The organism is Nostoc sp. C052 (assembly GCF_013393905.1).
In the GTDB taxonomy this organism is placed as follows: Bacteria; Cyanobacteriota; Cyanobacteriia; order Cyanobacteriales; family Nostocaceae; genus Nostoc.
Genome location: NZ_CP040272.1, coordinates 320,885 through 339,481, shown reverse-complemented (window position 1 = coordinate 339,481; position 18,597 = coordinate 320,885). Strand labels below are relative to the sequence as shown.

Sequence of the window (18,597 nt, the reverse complement as noted above, 5' to 3'; positions counted from 1 at the left end):
TAAAGCTCCTCAGTACACTAGCAAGATAAAGGTAGTCAATAGTTAATAATTAGCCCATCAACTAAAGTCATAGCTTCAGGATGTCTATAATCTGTTATACAGGCATCTAAAAGCTTTGCCTGTGCTAAAATCAGCATACCGGCACGACCGCAGATGATGGGATAAAGCCATGTTTGAGCGCTTCACAGAAAAAGCCATTAAGGTAATCATGCTGGCCCAAGAAGAGGCCCGCCGTTTAGGTCACAACTTTGTCGGAACCGAGCAGATCCTCCTGGGTCTGATTGGCGAAGGCACTGGAGTGGCTGCGAAGGTGCTGAAATCAATGGGCGTCAATCTCAAAGATGCCCGAATCGAAGTTGAAAAAATTATAGGACGGGGATCAGGCTTTGTTGCCGTGGAAATTCCGTTTACGCCACGGGCAAAGCGAGTTTTAGAACTCTCCTTGGAAGAAGCACGCCAACTGGGGCATAACTACATTGGCACCGAGCATCTGCTGTTGGGCCTAATCCGCGAAGGGGAAGGCGTCGCAGCCAGGGTGCTAGAAAACCTCGGTGTGGATCTATCTAAGGTCAGAACCCAAGTCATCCGTATGTTGGGAGAAACTGCCGAAGTTTCACCAGGTGGTTCATCTGGGCGTACAAAAACCCCGACTCTGGATGAATTTGGCTCAAACCTGACCCAGATGGCAATCGATAATAAGCTCGATCCGGTGGTGGGACGCGCCAAGGAAATTGAGCGGGTGATTCAAATATTGGGTCGCCGGACTAAAAATAACCCCGTGCTAATTGGGGAACCAGGGGTTGGTAAAACAGCGATCGCTGAAGGTTTAGCTTCACGAATTGCCACTAAAGATGTCCCTGACATCCTCGAAGATAAACGCGTCGTCACGTTGGACATTGGTTTGCTCGTAGCAGGAACCAAGTACCGGGGTGAATTTGAAGAACGCTTGAAAAAAATCATGGATGAAATCCGCTCGGCGGGTAATGTCATTCTCGTGATTGATGAGGTACACACCTTAATTGGTGCGGGTGCAGCCGAAGGTGCTATAGACGCAGCGAATATCCTTAAGCCAGCTTTGGCCAGAGGTGAGTTGCAGTGCATCGGTGCTACAACCCTAGATGAATACCGGAAGCACATCGAGCGAGATGCAGCCCTAGAGCGGCGTTTCCAGCCAGTGATGGTTGGTGAACCGACAGTTGATGAAACAATTGAAATTTTATATGGTCTGCGCGAACGCTACGAGCAACACCATAAACTGAAAATCTCCGACGAAGCATTGGTAGCGGCGGCGAAGTTATCAGATCGTTACATTAGCGATCGCTTCCTCCCAGATAAAGCCATCGACTTAGTTGATGAAGCTGGTTCTAGAGTGCGCTTGATTAACTCCCAACTGCCACCCGCAGCCAAAGAGTTAGACAAAGAACTGCGTCAGATATTAAAAGAAAAAGATGACGCGGTGCGCTCTCAAGACTTTGACAAAGCTGGAGAACTGCGCGATCGCGAAATGGAAATCAAAGCCGAAATCCGCGCGATCGCTCAAAGCAAGACCAATGCAACAGGCACAGAAGGTGAAGAACCTGTAGTTACAGAAGAAGACATTGCCCATATTGTCGCTTCCTGGACTGGAGTACCGGTGAACAAACTCACCGAATCTGAATCTGAAAAGCTGCTGCACATGGAAGACACCTTGCATCAGCGTTTAATAGGTCAAGATGAAGCTGTGAAAGCAGTTTCACGGGCAATCCGTCGCGCTCGTGTTGGTTTGAAAAATCCCAATCGACCCATCGCTAGCTTTGTCTTCTCTGGGCCTACTGGTGTGGGTAAAACCGAGTTGGCGAAATCCTTAGCTGCTTACTTCTTCGGTTCCGAAGAAGCGATGATCCGCTTAGATATGTCCGAATACATGGAGCGTCACACCGTCAGCAAGCTGATTGGTTCCCCTCCAGGTTATGTTGGCTATAACGAAGGTGGTCAGCTAACCGAAGCCGTGCGGCGGCGTCCTTACACCGTGGTGTTGTTCGACGAAATCGAAAAAGCCCACCCCGATGTTTTCAATATGCTGCTGCAAATTTTGGAAGACGGTCGGTTAACTGATGCCAAAGGTCGCACGGTAGACTTCAAGAACACCTTGCTGATTTTAACTTCCAATATTGGTTCTAAGGTAATTGAAAAAGGCGGTAGCGGTATCGGCTTTGAATTCTCCGAAGATGCCAGCGAGTCAACTTACAACCGGATTCGCTCTTTGGTCAACGAAGAATTGAAGCAGTACTTCCGTCCAGAGTTCCTCAACCGACTCGATGAAATTATCGTCTTCCGTCAGTTGAACAAGCCGGAAGTGACCCAAATCGCCGAAATTATGCTCAAGGAAGTATTTGGTCGTCTGACGGAAAAGGGTATCACCTTAGAAGTCACAGACCGCTTCAAGGATCGTTTGATCCAAGAAGGTTACAGTCCCAGCTACGGCGCAAGGCCATTACGTCGGGCAATTATGCGCCTGTTAGAAGATAGCCTAGCAGAAGAAATTCTGTCTGGTCGTATCAAAGATGGCGATACAGCCCTTGTTGATGTGGATGAAAATGGCATTGTCCAAGTTAGTTCTCAACAGCGCCGGGAATTATTACCCCAAGGTGTTGAGTAAGATTTAGGGTTTGGGATTTAAATCTCAAATAGAAAATTAGAAAACGGTAGAGTATTTATTGCTCTACCGTTTTTTTCGGTCTGCGTTAGTATATCGTTCACTAAACCGCTTTGAATTATAGCTTAGTAGTAGAATTAGTATACAACATGAGCCAAGGAGCAAGAACGTGCAAAGTATACTTTTAAGCAGCGAAGAAGTTGGACGACGTGCGAAAGAATTATATGAAAATAGCATTCGTCAAGAAGTAGAACGAGAGGAAAACATCGGGAAAATGGTGATTATCGATATAGAAACAGGTGAATACGCAATTGATAAAACAGGCTTAGAATCGGCACGATATTTACGTAATAAAAACCCATTAGCTCGACTTTTTGGCATTCGCATTGGTTACAAAGTTGCTGTTTCCTTCTGTGGTTTTCTGGAGCGTGATTCATAGTAATTTCTGGTATTGTCAAGGATGCACACGCAACTGTTAATGTAGAATTTAGACTGCCAAATATACCAGATTTTACGATTGAATTTGTTATAGACACAGGTTTTACAGATTACCTTTGTCTACCACCAGAAGCAGTTGTTTTGTTGGGTTTGCCTTTCCTGTATGAGCTACCTGCAAATCTAGCTGATAATAGTTGGGTAGATATACGAGTACATGAAGCCGTTATTATTTGGAATGGCGAAGAAAGGGTAGTTAATGTACTTGCGACAGGAAAGCGACCTTTATTAGGAACTGCTTTACTTGATGAGCATGAACTTGTCATACAGTTTATCGAGGGCGGTTTAGTAACAATTGATGAATTGTAGTTGCTTTGTGGATATATTGACTTTCTATCAATAGCAATGAGAATTATTAAGCCAAGGATTTGAATAGGATTTAAAATTTTAGCTTTATCGTTACCATGTTAAATTGATCTGATAAGCACTAAAAAGTGTTTCAAGTTATGACCTTCAGTGACGTAGTTGAAGCAATTAAAAGTCTTTCCAGTGAAGAAAAGAAAAGTTAGAAATTCAACTGTTATTGCAGCAATATCTACGGGAAGAAAGGCGTGAAGAGATTTATCAAAATTTTCAGGCAGCGCAGGTAGAACAGCAAAATAGTGAACTAAAGTTTTCCTCAAATATCGATGAACTGAGACAACTGATAGAAGAGTAATGTTAAAGGTAAGTTTCAGTTCTTCATTTAAATGAGCAGATAAAAATCAATATTCAAAAAACGGTAGAAGACAAAACTTATCTACCGTTTTTTTGTTTTCTACTAATATGACAAAAACACAAACAGCAGATGAATTTAACCTTATCCTTTATACCATTTTTGCTTCGGTGTTAATTATGCTCCCTCTGCGGGAAAACTGAGAATAGGCGCTTAAGTCGCTGCAAGCAGTTGAGTAAGAGTAAAGCAGAGTATGGATAACAGTTTACAGATTGACAATGTTCAAAGCTTTGCAGAAGTAATAAGTAATAACGATAACCTTTGGAATTTTTTAGTTGGAAGAGAAGTTATAAATTTTTCGGGAATACGAGGAAGAATTATCTTATTGTGCGATAGAGGAAAAGGATCACAAATACGTGTAGATTTACGAATTACTGTAATAGACTCTGCTGGAGCTAGAGATTGTGTCAGATGCAAATTCTTCAGAATAGAAGAATTTATTAGCGAATTCAATAAGATAGATCCGCCTTTTTGTTCTGAAGAAATTCTTCTATTAATGCAAGCGAAAAACCTAGAGAGAGAAAGATATAAAACAGAAATACGAAAGGAGGAAAAACGTGAATTAGAAAAACAGGAAGCAAAAAGAAAGGAAATAGCGAGACGAAGGGTAGAAAAGCAAGCTTTACTTATAAGGTTAAAAGAACAATTTGAGCAAGATTTTCTCAATGCTGAGAACTTATATCAAACTAAATATACTGAACACATATCATTTCAACAGTACCAAGCTGAAAAGTTAAATTATGTACAATCTTGGGTAAAAGCTAACTTGAATTCCTCACCTGACCTTGAACAAGCAGCAGCAATTGGTGCTGTGGAAGATCATATACAAGTAGTAGCACGGGCTGGAAGTGGCAAAACTTCAACATTGGTCAATCGTGCTTTATTTTTACAAAAACATTGCGGTGTTACACCCAATGAAATATTAATTTTAGCTTTCAATCGCAAGGCTGCGGAAGAAATACGAGAGCGCCTTACTCTAGAATTACAAAGCTCTATTCCTCATGTAATGACTTTCCATGCATTAGCTTATGCTTTAGTTCATCCAGAAAAAAGCATTCTTTTCAATGAACCAGATGGACAACAGAACAAAGCCCAAGCTTTACAGACTGTAATTTATGAGTATCACCGCAAGCCAGATGTTTATGAAAAAATTCGCGTTTTGATGATGGCGAACTTTCGTGAAGACTGGGAGCGCATCGCTTGGGGTGGTTATGATAAAAGTCCTGAAGAAATGTTGCGTTACCGTCGCTCATTGCCAAGAGAAGGGCTTGACGGAAACTACTACAAGTCTTTTGGTGAGAAAGTAATTGCAAATTTTTTATTGGAACACGACATTACATACAAATACGAGCGTAATTTTTGGTGGAATGACATTAATTATCGCCCTGATTTTACGATTGTTACTGGAGAAAATCAGGGAATAGTGATTGAATATTTTGGACTAGAAGGCGATCCAGATTACGATCTCATGTCGGAACAAAAGCGAGAATATTGGCGAAATCATCCTAACTGGCATTTTGTAGAATTATCCCCCACAACCCTCAGATTTGAGGAAGTAGAAGGTTTTTGTGCTTTACTCAAGCGATGTCTTGAAAGTTATGGTAGAAAGTGCGATCGCTTGACTGAAGACGAGATTTGGACAAAAATTAGACTTAGAGTTATAGACCGTTTTACCAAAGTAGTAGAAGGATTTATCCAGCGTTGTCGCAAACTCTCCCTCACTTCAGAAAAATTAGCCTCTCTCGTTGATAATCATAAGTGTGCTAGTGATGTCGAGCAGCGTTTTTTGGAGCTTGCACAAAAGTTTTATCAGTCCTATTTGCAACAGCTTCAGGCAACAGGCGAGGATGATTTTGATGGACTGATGCAAAAAGCTGCCGCAATTATCGCATCAGGACAAACTGTATTTCGCCGTAAATCTGGCACTGGCGATTTAAAGTGTCTTCGATACATACTGATTGATGAATATCAAGATTTTTCAGAACTTTTCCACCATTTAATAGAAGCAATTCGACAACAAAATCCTCAAGCACAATTTTTCTGTGTTGGTGATGACTGGCAAGCAATTAATGGTTTTGCTGGTTCTGACCTTCGCTTTTACCAGAATTTCGCGGAGTTTTTCCAGCCTTCGCAAAAACTCAATATAGCTACTAATTACCGTTCTGCTACTTCAATTGTCGATATCGGTAATACATTGATGCATGGATTGGGTACTCCTGCACGCGCCCACAAAACCATATTTGGAACGGTTGAAATTGCTGATATGGGACAATTTAATCCAAATCTAAACGAGCAAAAAGATCATCCAGGAGACAATATAACACCTGCTATATTACGCTTAGTAAATAAAATTATTAAAGATGGTAAAACTGTGGTTTTACTAAGCCGAAAGAATAGTTTACCTTGGTATGTAAATTATGGTAAAGGTAGCTCAAAAGATAAGGTACTCGACAACTTCTTAAACTTGGTACGCTCCTACCTTCCTGAAGAATCAAAAAAGGCTGTAAGCATATCAACCGCTCACAAGTATAAAGGTCTTCAGAATGATGTAGTTATAATACTTGATGCTGTCCCTCGTTGTTACCCATTAATACACCCTGATTTGATGTTTAGCCGTGTTTTGGGTGATAGCATTGAGCAAGTAGTTGATGAGGAGCGTCGTCTTTTTTACGTTGCCTTAACTCGTGCAGTAGAGCATTTATTTATTCTCACAGAAACCAAAAACTTCTCACCTTTCCTTGAAGAATTAAAAAGTAGGAAAAGAATTAACTTACTTGATTGGTTAGATTATCCGCCTTTTGTTGGAAACATACAGTGCATTACTGTTAAAGTGGGTAATCAGGCTAGAAAAGGTGGAAACGGCACTTATGCAATCAAACATTTACTTAACGCTGAAGGCTATACCTGGAGGACAATTGAATGGTCAGCTTGGTGTTGTACCTATCCTGCACAGGATTTTTCAATCCAACAATATTTTGATAACGCTCAGTGGATTTCTAGCGCTTGTGGAATCGAGGTGCGATTTTATGACGATTTAGAGAATATGCTGGCAAAGTATCTTGTTGATCAAGGAGAATATACTCCCATCATTAACAACATTCCTAAAGCCGATTTAGAAATAAAGTTTTAGCTTAATTCATCAGATAAAAACAGAAAATTTCTGTTATCTTACCTTTTTCAACAGAAAAATTTAAACCTCCAGGGCTAGGTTCTTCAACTATGTAATTTAAATTGGTAACTTTACCATCTTGGGATATTTCAGTTTTTCCATAGGTTATAATCACTCTTGATTGTCTGTCACCTACTTTTACACCATCTATGGTGGAATATTTAGAACTAGTTGCTTTGATTTGATAAACAGTAAAGTTACCTGGTTTAGCACCTTCATCTAAATCAACTATGATGCCTGCATATTTCAGAGTACGAACTTTACCAATAGCAGCTATAAAGCCATTTTCTATTTTTACAGGTTTACCTAAAATTTTTCTGACTTGCGTCTCGGACATAGAAAGTTTCACTCCACCTATTCCTAGACGTTCAATAGTTATTCCTGTTGATTGATTATTCGTATTCTGAGAAATTTGATAGTTAGCGGTGGTAGCATTTACTTGACTATGGGTGTAGCTAGTCAAGGGAATAACAAAAGTAGCGATGCCTACGGCAATCTGCGCCAACACCAACGAAATTTCTCTTAACATAATTACATACTCAACTATTTTATAGTTACTAAGCTCTCATGTCAGCCTGTGTATCAGTTTTATCACATGCTTTCTGGCATGTCTTTATCTTCAATTGACTGATTCTGAATCAGATATGAAGTGCCTTTAAAATGGGAGAATATCAAGAATCATTGGGAGGAATCAATCGTCATGAGTGTGATAGTTGCTAAGTGGACGATTGACGAATATCACCGGATGATTGACGCTGGCATTTTGAGCGATCGCAAAGTTGAACTACTTAAAGGAGAAATTGTCGAAATCTTCGCAGAAGGAGAGCCTCACGCTTATAGTAGTGGTGAAGCTGGTGACTATCTAGCAAAGTTATTGACTGGACGAGCTAAAATTCGTCATGCTAAACCAATTACCCTACCCAACAACTCTGAACCCGAACCAGATATTGCCATTGTTCAACCTTTAGGACGCGAGTATCGACAGCATCATCCATATCCAGAAAACATTTTCTGGTTGATTGAGTATTCTAACTCTAGTTTAGAAAAAGATTTAGAGACAAAAAGCAAAATATATGCAGAAGCCGGTATTTTAGAATATTGGGTTGTTAATCTAAAAAAGTTACATCTGATAGTGTTTCGAGAAATCTTAGATGGAGAATACGCAACAAAACTGACATTAGCTGGGGGAACAATTCAACCGCTTGTATTCCCAAATGTTTTTGTTGCTGTGGAACAAATTATTAACAGCTAAGAGAATTTACAGCCTTTCGAGACGCGATAAATCGCCGTCTCTACAAGTATTTTGTTGCTCATTCTGAACTATATTGTGGTATGGGGTTCATATTTGTTGATAATTTTACTCAATCGAAATCCTTGCCTACTAAGGTTTGTATCTTACCAAGCAAGGATTATTTAGGACTTGTCCCTATACCGTAGCCATTGTTTTTAATACAATCCTACCCAAGACAATAAATTTTCCCACCAAGAATATCTCAAATTACCGACACTCAGCTTCATTTTGTTACGAATATCTTGGATTTTCCAGTTGGTTAGTTTAGCTAAAGTTTGGGCTTCTTGCTCAAAACGCTTTGGCAAAGACCGCTTATATTCTCTACCCGCCTGACATTTGAGTTCCCCTTGGAACGGATGTTGTAAAACATAACGCCCTTGGAAAGATTCTCTGTTGGCAGTTTGTTGAAATATCAAGTCTTCAGGGAATTTGTCGCGGGTGTAGCGGACATGCAGCCGAGAAATGAAGACATTATTACTTCTGGGAAAGGGACGACGAAAGCTGGGGCTGACTGGCACATCGCTTGCAGAATTATCATCTAGCCAAAATACGCCTGCTTGCTTGAGTTCTTCTGGGGTTAGGGGTTCAGCAGAACAAGGATCGCAACTACTCATATCCCAAGCGTATTCTAAAAAACCAACTTTCCTGTCTTCTTTGGTGTAGGCAGTTTGAAACATGGATTTGTAGAATTCTCCAAATTCTTCTTTGACAAACAAGGGAATATTCTCGTTGGAGGGTATTTTCACAGTCCGGTAGTTGGTGATTTCTGCCTGTCCTTGAGGTGAGAGAATGTAGACAATCAAATCCTGCTCTTTTGTGGCATTGATCATACCCAAACGAATTGGCAGCATGAATTTAGGCGATTGGTAGGAAATTTGTAGCGGACGGAGGAACTGGTAGCCAGATTGCTCGAATTTATCTAAGTTAACTTTGGCAACAAAGAATTTCATTGAGGAGCGAATATAAGGCTGAAGTAACTGTTTCGCACCTCTGGGAATTTTGTAGCCATTGCGTTTGAGCCAAGTTTCGAGTCCACCAGATTCTTTTGCGCTGAGGATCACAATGTCATATTCGCCAACATTGAAACGAGCTTCGACTGTTACACCTAAACTAGCATTGCCCCTTGCATTCCCAGCCTCACTTCTGGCGGCAGATGGCGCTGGTACTGCATCCATCCGATCGTAATTACCTATTGGGGCACAGGGATCTGAGTCAAAATATTCTACCAATCGCGGCGCACTAAAAGCATCTAGGCGCTCGATAATCTTGGGTTCAGTCACGTGAACTTGTTCTTTTTGCAGCACCGTTGGCACTGGTATTACTATTGCAAAATCTTTGACTTCGCCTTGAAAGTCGTTTGCCATTGTTAGAACAGTGCGATCGCCATCGCGCGCCATTACCACCTGAGAAGCTTTGTTATACAGTTTTGTATCAGCCTTGGCTACATAAAATCCACAAAATGCCCAAGCTGCGGGTGCAAACCACAAAACAGCTACAATTGCTAACAATAATGGTGTTAAAAGTCGAAAAAACTTCATTATTTTATACCTCTAATTTTTTAGTGCTGAGTAAGAAATTCACCTCTGCTTTCTCATCTCCCTCTTGCCAAGCAAACCTCGGCGCTAACCAGAGAACATCTAGCAAGATGCTTAAAGGTGCAAGGGCAAACAGCGCCCAGAAAACTGCTGTGGAAATAAAGAAATAATTTCGCAAGATAAAGGTTAATCCAGCGATGCAGATTGCCCAAACTACACGCCCAATTCGGGAATTAGGGATCGATCGCGGATCTGTAATCATAAATAGGGCGAACAGCAGCAAAGATCCACTCATCAATCGATGCCAGTAAACATCCCAAGTCCAACCCAGCCAGAGGTTGCGAATGGCTTCTAGCAAAGAGTAAGAACCCAAAAAAGCTGCTGTGGTGTCCCAACGACCAACGCGCTGCAAAATCATGCCACCAGTGCCGAAAAATAATAGCCCATACCACCACTCTTCACCCCATTGTCCCGGCGAAACCCAAGCATCGGGGGTGAGAATCAAGGCAGATATGATGCCAAAGTTGGCGGGATTGAAGAAATGCTTATCGCCGACTTGGAAAATAAATTTGCTGGCGATCGCAAGAACTGCCGCGATCGCCATTGTCGTCCAATGATCAGCCCGCAACAGCAAACTGAGTCCCAGTGAGGTAATTAAAGCACTGCGAAGATTAGTTACTTCTTCTTTCCCTACTAACCATGACAATATCCATTGGGTTGCAAGACTTGTGGCGATCGCTACCCCAATCAATTCTGGTCGCAGCGTCCAATCTCGTGTACCGATTCCCAAGACTAAGAACAAGCCGAGAAATAGAATTTGATAATCTCGTATATCTTTGAGCAACATTAATCTGTAAATTCCGGGATTACCCGTAGATTTCTCATCAATTTAGACGAGAGTTCGCTGTAATAACATTGCTGTTACAGATTTTGTTACAAAATAAGATAGTTAAGTCTAAAAGTCCCCAATTGTTATAGATATATATTGGGATATAGATTTCAAATTAGACAGTTTTGAGAAATGAATGTATAAAATTTCTTGAAAGCTACGGAAATACTCAAGATGCAATTTGCACCTCTATTCCCAATTTTCTACCGCATTCTTCAGCCGAGTTTTCCCAACTGTCTTTGGCGTGGAAATTCTCAGACTAAAGCGATCGCACTCACATTCGATGATGGGCCACATCCCCAATACACACCTGAAGTCTTAGCTGTATTAGATCGTTACAAGATTACAGCGAGTTTTTTTTGGTTGGGTGTTTGCGTCAACCGTTCACCAGCCATTGCAAAAGCGGTTAGCGATCGCGGACACTGGATCGGATTGCATGGCTACGATCATCGCTCTTTTCCCTTACTTTCCCCAAATGACTTAAAGGAAACTTTAGAAAAAACCCAAGCTGCTATCTGCAACGCCTGCAATCTGCAACCCGAACAAGTGCGAGATGTCCGCCCTCCCAATGGTTTATTTACACCTGCTACTTTAAAATTGTTCTTTGAGTGGAATTACCGCCCAGTGATGTGGAGCGTTGTACCAGAAGATTGGGTACGTCCAGGTGTAAGCACTGTGATCGAGCGAATTATGCAGCAGGTTAAAAATGGTTCAATAATTGTTTTGCATGATGGTGCTTGCGGTGGACAAGATGTTGCTGCCACAATTCAAATTCTCATTCCGCAACTACTACAACAAGGTTATGAGTTTGTGAGCATTGATAATCTGTGGCAGCAAGCCTAAGAGCATACTTTAGTATTAGCCTGTCAAGTTAAATTAAAGTTTATCTGCGATTACGACATTGCAGTGGGTAGCGCTTACCCCGCCATGTCGTCCAACCATCTGCGATTTTAGTATGACTGTTGTATTTGAGATACCAGTTATCTTGTTCTGCACCTAAATAACGAATACCTAAATCCTGTCTTTTTGTGCTGGAAAAACGTTTTCCTAGAGGAACCCACGCACTACCATTATCACTAAACCGTCCGACGAGACGGACACCAGAAGTCGTAGAGCAAACATCACCACTACAAGTAGTTTGTGGATCATCGACTACTTTCCACTGCATTTGGGCTGGTCTACCGTCAATATTACAATCCCAGAGACCAAAGAACCACTCACCAGCTATTTGACTGGCTTTAGCATGACTAGATACTAATACTAAACTTGCAGGAACAATTGCCAAACCCAAAAGCCATTTTGTAATGTTTTTCATAATGCTTTCCCAATACCTTAAGCTAATTTTTACTTTCTATTCACTTATATGTATCAGCATTGCTGTTTATGCAGATAATTAAAGCATTAAGATTTAATATTTTTTTCATGTTCAAGACTTTTGATGCGTTTTGTAGAGTCCAACTACTAGTCTGTCAAATTCATTTTGACAGACACGATGAATAAGAGACGCGATAAATCGCCGTCTCTACAGTGAATTTATCCATGAATTATTTATTGATAGACTATTGAGAATATCAGCCTTTGCTGGCTGATACTCTAGCGGCTTGTGCTAACTCCTAAAGTTGATGTGTGGCTAGAAAAGCTTCAACTTCAGCATTTGTAGGTTGAGAAGCGATCGCACCTGCTTTAATGGTAGTCAGCGCTCCAACAGCACTGGCATAGGTGACAATGCGTTTTGCGATTTCTGCATCCCGCAAGCTGTGGATACCATACTGACTCAACTGATGGATAAATCCTGCCAAAAAGCTATCTCCTGCACCAGTTGTATCAACTACAGGAATGGAAAACGAGGGTAATTTGCCTTCGTTCTCACCCAGACAATAAGTGCAACCGTTTTCCCCATCTGTCACCAATACCCCTTCAATGGAAGCTAGACGATAAGTGATGGCTCCGGGATCTGCGGTTTCAAATAGCCATTCCGCTTCTTCTTTGGAGAGTTTCAGAAAATCAACTCGCTTAAATAATTCTGGAATTTTTTGATGGGCAATGTTTGGTTCATCCCAAAATACAGGACGCCAGTTGACATCCAACACAATTTTTAAGTCGTAATGTTCTGCTAACTCTAAAGCGCGGTGAATTGCCTCTTCACTTTCAGGATAGGCTAATTCCAAAGTACCCAAAACCAGAAAATCTGCCTCTTGAAACAATGAATTTGGCAATTGTTTAGCTTGCAGGCGAGTATCGGCAAATTCAGAAGTATCATACTGACCAAATCCGGCGAAGGTGCGATCGCCAGCCAGATCCCGTGTAACATAAACTTGCCGCGTTGGCGCTGTGGGATGGCGTTGTACCCCCGTCGTTTCTACACCTACATCTTGTAATAGCTTGACCAATGCATTCCCTGGTTCATCTTCGCCAACAGCTCCAATAAATCCCGCTGATGTACCCAACTTGACTAAAGCACAGGCTACGTTAGCTGGTGCCCCTCCTGGGTAGGGAGTCCAAGATTTCACTTCTTCCAGCTTTAGCCCCAATTGATCGGCTAAACAATCAAACAAAATTTCACCAAGGCACAAAACACGGGGATTGCTCATCTCATTTTAAATTTTAGATTTAGATTTGGGATTAGGAATTTACAGTATAAAATCTACAATGATTTTTGCTAATCTGTCGCCAGTCCTTAATAGAATTAAATGGCAATTTTTACTACCTATATAATATGTACATGCTTTTAATCTCACTTATTTCAGCTAAGTGCTTAGACGACATTTTCGTTTTATTGAGCTATATTTATTACTTTCAAGACTGAGTGTTTTATCTGGATGCTAACTTGAAATCCAAAGAAAATATTGACAATCTTATTACTGCTAACACTTGAAACCCCTACCAAGAAAAGAATCTTCTAGAATTAGAAAGAGCGATTGAGTACATATACCAAGGGAGGATAGAAATAGTCATGGCTGGTGGCAAGTCTGAGACCCCCGTTAGTCTGTCAGACAGAGAACTGCAAATTATCGACTTAGTAGCCGCTGGCTTAACTAACCAAGAGATTGCAGGAAAACTGGAGATTAGCAAGCGTACAGTTGATAACCATATCAGTAATATTCTCACCAAGACCGAGACAGATAATCGAGTAGCCCTTGTCCGCTGGGCTTTACAGTGGGGCAAAGTCTGTTTGAACGATGTCAATTGCTGTACTCTGCCTAACCAGATCGAATAAACGATTTACTAGTAGCAACGTAATTGCTTTGGTCTGGTATAGTTACAAGCCAATTTTGAGTTTTACTGATTTTCCCATCTTCACGCCTAAGTTTTCAGTGTGAACACTCTACCAAAAGTTCCGAGTCCTTCACTCAGCTGGAGTTTATGTTAGTGGAGCCAGCTGACCCTCGGACTCGGAAACTATAAATATCAGAATTTCTTTGCAAATTCAGCAGAAAATAGGTAGGATTGTGGGCTGGGGATAAACACACGACAGCCGCATCATCAGACCAGCCGTACAGAATTTGGAATGAATTCTGTTGCGATCGCAACTAAACATAAGCGAAGTAGCTAGCCGTCAGATTCAATCCTGTAGAACCTTGAACAATTGCAATCAACTCATCGGTTGAATTGAATGCCAAATTGTTATTTGTGTCTAGGTAGATAGCAGTACCAGATACGCTAGAGATAGGAGATGCTCTCAGCAGATACCGATTTGCTGCTCCTTTCAATTGAATTTTGTCTTGACTTGAGTTGAAGTCTTTAATTAAAGCATAGTCAGTCAAACCGGCATTGGAATTATTGCCGTCATTGTAGAAGACATTTGTCGCATCCCCAACGACAAATCTATCTACACCAATTCCGCCAGTCAATTTATCAATTTCCCCTAATCCAGGTGCAAGGGGACTACCAGGCCAAACACCGATAAGGATATCGTTTTCAGACCCGCCATTAAGTACGTCATTGCCGGGGCCACCCTGTAGACTATCATTGCCCTCCTCACCATTGAGGATATCATTGCCGACATTCCCATCTAACGTATCATTGCCTGCTCTGCTATTCAAAGTGTTGTTAACACTATTACCAAAGATGAAGTTGTTAAAACTGTTACCTGTACCATTGATTGTTGTCGTGCCTGTTAAGGTGAGGTTTTCGACGTTGGTTGGTAAGGTGGTAGTCACAGAGGCAGTCAGAGTATCGGTTATGGTTGTTGTAACAGTTTTGGTTGTACCAAGGCTGGCATTGGTGGGAGAGGTCAAAGTTAGAGTAAAGGTTTCATTGGCTTCATTAATGGAATCATTGAGAATCGGGATATTAATGACTTTACTTGTGTCTCCTGGATTGAAGGTAAGAGTTCCTGCGGTGCTGGTATAGTCTACACCTGCTGTAGCTGTACCGTTGGCAGTGGCATATTTAACGGTAATGATTTGGGTGCTGGCGTTGGAGAGACTAACAGTATAAGTAGCGTTTTGAGGAGTGGTGTAACCTTCGACTATCGTCTGTTTAGCACTCAGGTTGATGGATGGAAAATCATCATTAGTAATGGTTCCAGTTACGCCTGTTGTAGTGCTGATAGTATAATTGATGCCTGTTGCTAAAGTTAAAGCAACGGTTTCATTACTTTCAACAGTCGTGTCTGCTGTCGGGTTAATAGTCAAAACTCCCGTACTTGCACCAGCGGCAAAGCGAATAGTTCCTGCGGTTCCATCAAAACTTACTGCACCGCTTTGAGTGTAGTCTATATTGAAGGTGGCTGTACCAGCAACGTTATACTTCACGGTTAAGGCATCGCTAGTGCTTCCAGTTCTGGTGAAGGTGTAGACTAGGTTGGTGGTTCCATCTTCATTGACGCTACTTGGAGATACGGCTAGAGCGATCGCAGGAATATTATTAGTGATAATACTACCACTGATAAAGTACTGCCCTAAACTGCCGTAATCTGTATAGCCAGTAGAAAGAGGATTTCCTTTGCCCACACCATCAATTTTCAGGTAATAAGTTCCAGCCGCAACACTTGTTGTGATATTTGCAGATAGTAGGTCTGATGGATTAGACGATGCAATTAAGACACCAGCAGAATTGTATAGCTCTGCCAAAATGTCTAGGTTTGGGCCCTGACTAAAGGGATTCACTGTCAAACTAATGGAACCAGCACCCGTGACAAAACTATAGAAATCTATATCTGTATTACGTTCAATGATGCCACTACCACTCACAGATGTACCAGAAATGCTCAGTGGCTTTGCTGTAGCAATTGTATCACCAGAATCATCGGCTCGGTAGCCAAACCCGTTTTGGGTCGTAATAATTTGTAAATCATCTTGAAGATTATTAGCAGAAGTATACTCACCTTTGCTCCACTGGACTAGGTTTTGGTAGTACCCTACTCCCATAATCGGTGCCCAGCCAGTATCCCCACTACCGTGTCCATAGTAGTATTCTTCCTGGGGGGTAATTCGTCCATCGTGGTCAAGTCCCAGAGTATGACCTACTTCATGAGAAATGGCATCAGCCGTAGATTTTTCGTCACCATTACCCAATTGTTTATTAAAAACATAAGCGGGAGTATCACTATCCCAGTTGAAAGAACCAACATAGGCGACTCCTCCGGCTGCACCACCATACCAATCGTAACTGCTACCACCAATCACAACACGCACACCCCAGCGAGTATCGCCACTACCGCTGTTAATCAAATCATTGATATTTGCTGGAGCCTGGGTTGTGACATTAACATTAAACGGGCTGAAATCCTCAGCAACGCGCTGCCAGATATATTGAATTGTTTCAAGTTCAGCTGAACTAAAGGACGCTGTATTATCGTCAAAGTCAAAAGCGGGAGTAATGATATCAGCCCCACCTTTGTAGCTTGTGTTCCAGTAAGTACCAGAGGTGGTATGCCCGTTAAAATCTAAATAAATTGTCTGGTTAGCTCCTAGTAAGCTGTTTAGGAAGAAAGTTTGAGACAAATCTAAAGCAGCTGATACACTCGCTACTGACTGTTGCTGTTGATTTTTGACTAGCTTTGGATCGACTGGAGGAATTGTACAGAAGGAGTGAGAACTCTCTACATTAGAGACTGAATTAGCAAAAATCGTCTCTTTATTTGTATTCTTGCTGACAGCATAAGTCCGGTTCGTATTTCCCAGAATATTGTTGCTAACTAACTCAACTTGGGGAAGTTGACTAAAATCGCTAGCTTGCAATTGCGATCGCACAGTTTTTGCAACGGTACGATCGTATTGTGTACCGAAGGCAATATCGAACAAATCCCAGAAGTTTTCTAAACTAGAAAAAGCACCCAGTTGATTGGATGTCAGCGTGAAAAAGGGTTTTATTAAATTGCTCATGAAATTTATTATTTACGTAATGTACAAATTGACGGTTATGTGAATTATGAAAATTAGATATCTCCAGAAATTAAATATGCGTTACCCATAACCCTTGTAGAGACGTAGCAGTACTACGTCTCTACGTTCTTTTTCGGAGATGTCTATTAATCAATCGTTTCTGGCTGTTAGCGACAACTCTCAAATAGGTAGCCTAAAACAACTTAACTGATCAATTCAGTCAAACAACTAAACTCATCAATTAAGTTACGATTGACTAGGCAATTTTTGGCTACTACGAACCAAGTACTTTCTCTTTGAGATCATGTCTGAGCCATCAATTAAATTTATGACGACTCCATATTTTCTATTATTGGGATTCCTAGAAGTTTTTTAGAAATGGCTCAAATTTATACAACACTTTGATCAGATGGCTTTGTTAATAGCACTTTCTCAGTTTCGGCACCAAAAACTGCTGCTAGATCAGGGCTAGCGATCGCAATAGCACTTCCATGAAATTCACGGATAATCACATTCATGATACACCATGCCTAATCAGAGAAATCAATTAACTCAAAAGCTTTATTAAACTCCTTAATAAAGTCTTGCAGATTGTTTTAGTCAAACATACTCAGTCATCCATAAGGATAGGGCAAACGACACATCTAAATATTGACAAGCCTGGATAAGAGTGTAATTTGCCAAACCCAGTTCAGATATGACTTTGAGGAATTAGATATCCCCAGTTGCAGTAATAATAATTATTAGGAGGCAACAATTCAGTGGTGTAAGCGTTACATTTGAAAGAAATCTATGTTGCCCCATCGGCTTTGGGAGTAGTGTTCCAATGAATACTTCCGCTTCTTTTCAGGGTAGCTCGTCTCCCTTTGAATTTTTCAACTTTGATTTTACGACACCTGTATCTGAGAAAATTCCGAGTCTTGAAGACCAATCTTCAGACTTTCCGCAACCCACACAAGACGCCGACTTACTCAGACAGCTATCGTTTATTCCAGGGTTGAAAGAAATTTTGATGTTGCGGCAGGTTCATGCCCTAGAACATGCTACTGTTTGGGTTCTTAGCGAATCAAAAAGTGCCTATCCTGCTAGAGGAGAATCTACTAATGTTCAACTAGATAATGAGCTATTAGGCGGTTTGTCTACTGAACATGGATTCTACCTCTATGGTGAGGTAAATATTAGTGATTTGCGGCGTGCAGTCACACTTGCTCGACATCGCATCACCAGCGGAGAATGGGATTTGGCTGTACATCCCCGTTGTGGCACAAATTTATCAGTAGCAATGCTCTTGACGGCTGGACTAGCTGTGGGTGTGCATCTGTTGCTACCATTTCGACCAATCGAGCAACTTATAGGTTTGGGGTTAGCAGCAACGACAGCCGCAGAACTCGCGCCTGATTTAGGTTCTATGGCACAGCGTTACCTAACAACTGCCATTCCTTTTAACCTAGCAATTGAAAATATTACCCGTACACGCGACGTTTGGGGACGTGAGGCACATTTTGTTAAAGTGGGCTGGCAAGAGTAGATATGAGGGAA

At 41.4% G+C, this 18,597-nt stretch carries 16 protein-coding genes; 9 read left to right on the top strand and 7 right to left on the bottom strand.

Translation table 11 applies throughout. From position 1 onward, the window contains the following. Positions 1-169: 169 nt before the first annotated feature. The 5 genes from FD723_RS01425 (at position 170) to FD723_RS01405 (ending at position 6,975) form a co-directional block, all read left to right on the top strand. Positions 170-2,638, top strand: coding sequence for an ATP-dependent Clp protease ATP-binding subunit (locus FD723_RS01425; RefSeq protein WP_069071487.1), 2,469 nt, complete (start codon positions 170-172; stop codon positions 2,636-2,638). Between the two features lie 166 nt (positions 2,639-2,804). After that, a complete protein-coding gene (locus FD723_RS01420) occupies positions 2,805-3,074 on the top strand; it encodes a hypothetical protein (RefSeq protein WP_179063769.1) in 270 nt (89 codons plus the stop codon). Beyond that, positions 3,071-3,439, top strand: a complete 369-nt coding sequence (locus tag FD723_RS01415) for a clan AA aspartic protease (protein WP_179068981.1) — start codon at positions 3,071-3,073, stop codon at positions 3,437-3,439. The genes FD723_RS01420 and FD723_RS01415 overlap by 4 nt, the downstream gene beginning before the upstream one ends. A 214-nt stretch (positions 3,440-3,653) precedes the next feature. Continuing rightward, a complete protein-coding gene (locus tag FD723_RS42330; RefSeq protein ID WP_256875012.1) occupies positions 3,654-3,788 on the top strand; it encodes a hypothetical protein in 135 nt (44 codons plus the stop codon). Positions 3,789-4,038: 250 nt separating this feature from the next. Then, positions 4,039-6,975 (top strand): UvrD-helicase domain-containing protein, encoded by a 2,937-nt coding sequence (locus FD723_RS01405; RefSeq protein ID WP_179063768.1) that lies wholly within the window; start codon positions 4,039-4,041, stop codon positions 6,973-6,975. A 1-nt stretch (position 6,976) separates the two neighbouring features. Here the strand turns inward: FD723_RS01405 and FD723_RS01400 are convergent, their stop codons facing one another. Next, positions 6,977-7,543: a hypothetical protein gene (locus FD723_RS01400; RefSeq protein WP_179063767.1), complete on the bottom strand. Its 567-nt coding sequence runs from the start codon at positions 7,541-7,543 to the stop codon at positions 6,977-6,979. Positions 7,544-7,714: 171 nt separating this feature from the next. On the opposite strand from FD723_RS01400, the gene FD723_RS01395 reads away from it, so the two are divergent. Further along, complete coding sequence (locus FD723_RS01395) at positions 7,715-8,266, top strand: Uma2 family endonuclease (RefSeq protein WP_179063766.1); 552 nt, start codon at positions 7,715-7,717, stop codon at positions 8,264-8,266. Between the two features lie 194 nt (positions 8,267-8,460). Here the strand turns inward: FD723_RS01395 and FD723_RS01390 are convergent, their stop codons facing one another. Beyond that, a complete protein-coding gene (locus FD723_RS01390; RefSeq protein WP_179063765.1) occupies positions 8,461-9,843 on the bottom strand; it encodes a DUF2330 domain-containing protein in 1,383 nt (460 codons plus the stop codon). A 4-nt stretch (positions 9,844-9,847) separates the two neighbouring features. Next, complete coding sequence (locus FD723_RS01385) at positions 9,848-10,687, bottom strand: RnfABCDGE type electron transport complex subunit D (RefSeq protein WP_179063764.1); 840 nt, start codon at positions 10,685-10,687, stop codon at positions 9,848-9,850. Positions 10,688-10,903: 216 nt separating this feature from the next. Between FD723_RS01385 and FD723_RS01380 the strand changes: the two genes are divergently transcribed. After that, on the top strand, positions 10,904-11,572 hold the full coding sequence (locus FD723_RS01380) for a polysaccharide deacetylase family protein (protein ID WP_179063763.1): 669 nt from the start codon (positions 10,904-10,906) through the stop codon (positions 11,570-11,572). 40 nt (positions 11,573-11,612) lie between these two features. Here FD723_RS01380 and FD723_RS01375 read toward each other — a convergent pair whose 3' ends face one another. Then, on the bottom strand, positions 11,613-12,044 hold the full coding sequence (locus FD723_RS01375) for a DUF6006 family protein (RefSeq protein ID WP_179063762.1): 432 nt from the start codon (positions 12,042-12,044) through the stop codon (positions 11,613-11,615). 298 nt (positions 12,045-12,342) lie between these two features. Next, positions 12,343-13,320, bottom strand: coding sequence for a carbohydrate kinase (locus FD723_RS01370; RefSeq protein ID WP_179063761.1), 978 nt, complete (start codon positions 13,318-13,320; stop codon positions 12,343-12,345). A 362-nt stretch (positions 13,321-13,682) separates the two neighbouring features. Here FD723_RS01370 and FD723_RS01365 point away from each other — a divergent pair, with 362 nt between their 5' ends. Beyond that, entirely contained in the window at positions 13,683-13,946 is a 264-nt protein-coding gene (locus FD723_RS01365) for a helix-turn-helix transcriptional regulator (RefSeq protein ID WP_099103136.1), read from the top strand. 313 nt (positions 13,947-14,259) lie between these two features. Here FD723_RS01365 and FD723_RS01360 read toward each other — a convergent pair whose 3' ends face one another. Next, entirely contained in the window at positions 14,260-17,058 is a 2,799-nt protein-coding gene (locus FD723_RS01360) for a Calx-beta domain-containing protein (RefSeq protein WP_179063760.1), read from the bottom strand. A 389-nt stretch (positions 17,059-17,447) separates the two neighbouring features. Further along, entirely contained in the window at positions 17,448-17,576 is a 129-nt protein-coding gene (locus FD723_RS42325; protein WP_256875011.1) for a hypothetical protein, read from the bottom strand. 308 nt (positions 17,577-17,884) lie between these two features. Between FD723_RS42325 and FD723_RS01355 the strand changes: the two genes are divergently transcribed. Continuing rightward, positions 17,885-18,586: a DUF6391 domain-containing protein gene (locus FD723_RS01355; RefSeq protein WP_179063759.1), complete on the top strand. Its 702-nt coding sequence runs from the start codon at positions 17,885-17,887 to the stop codon at positions 18,584-18,586. Positions 18,587-18,597 lie beyond the last annotated feature (11 nt).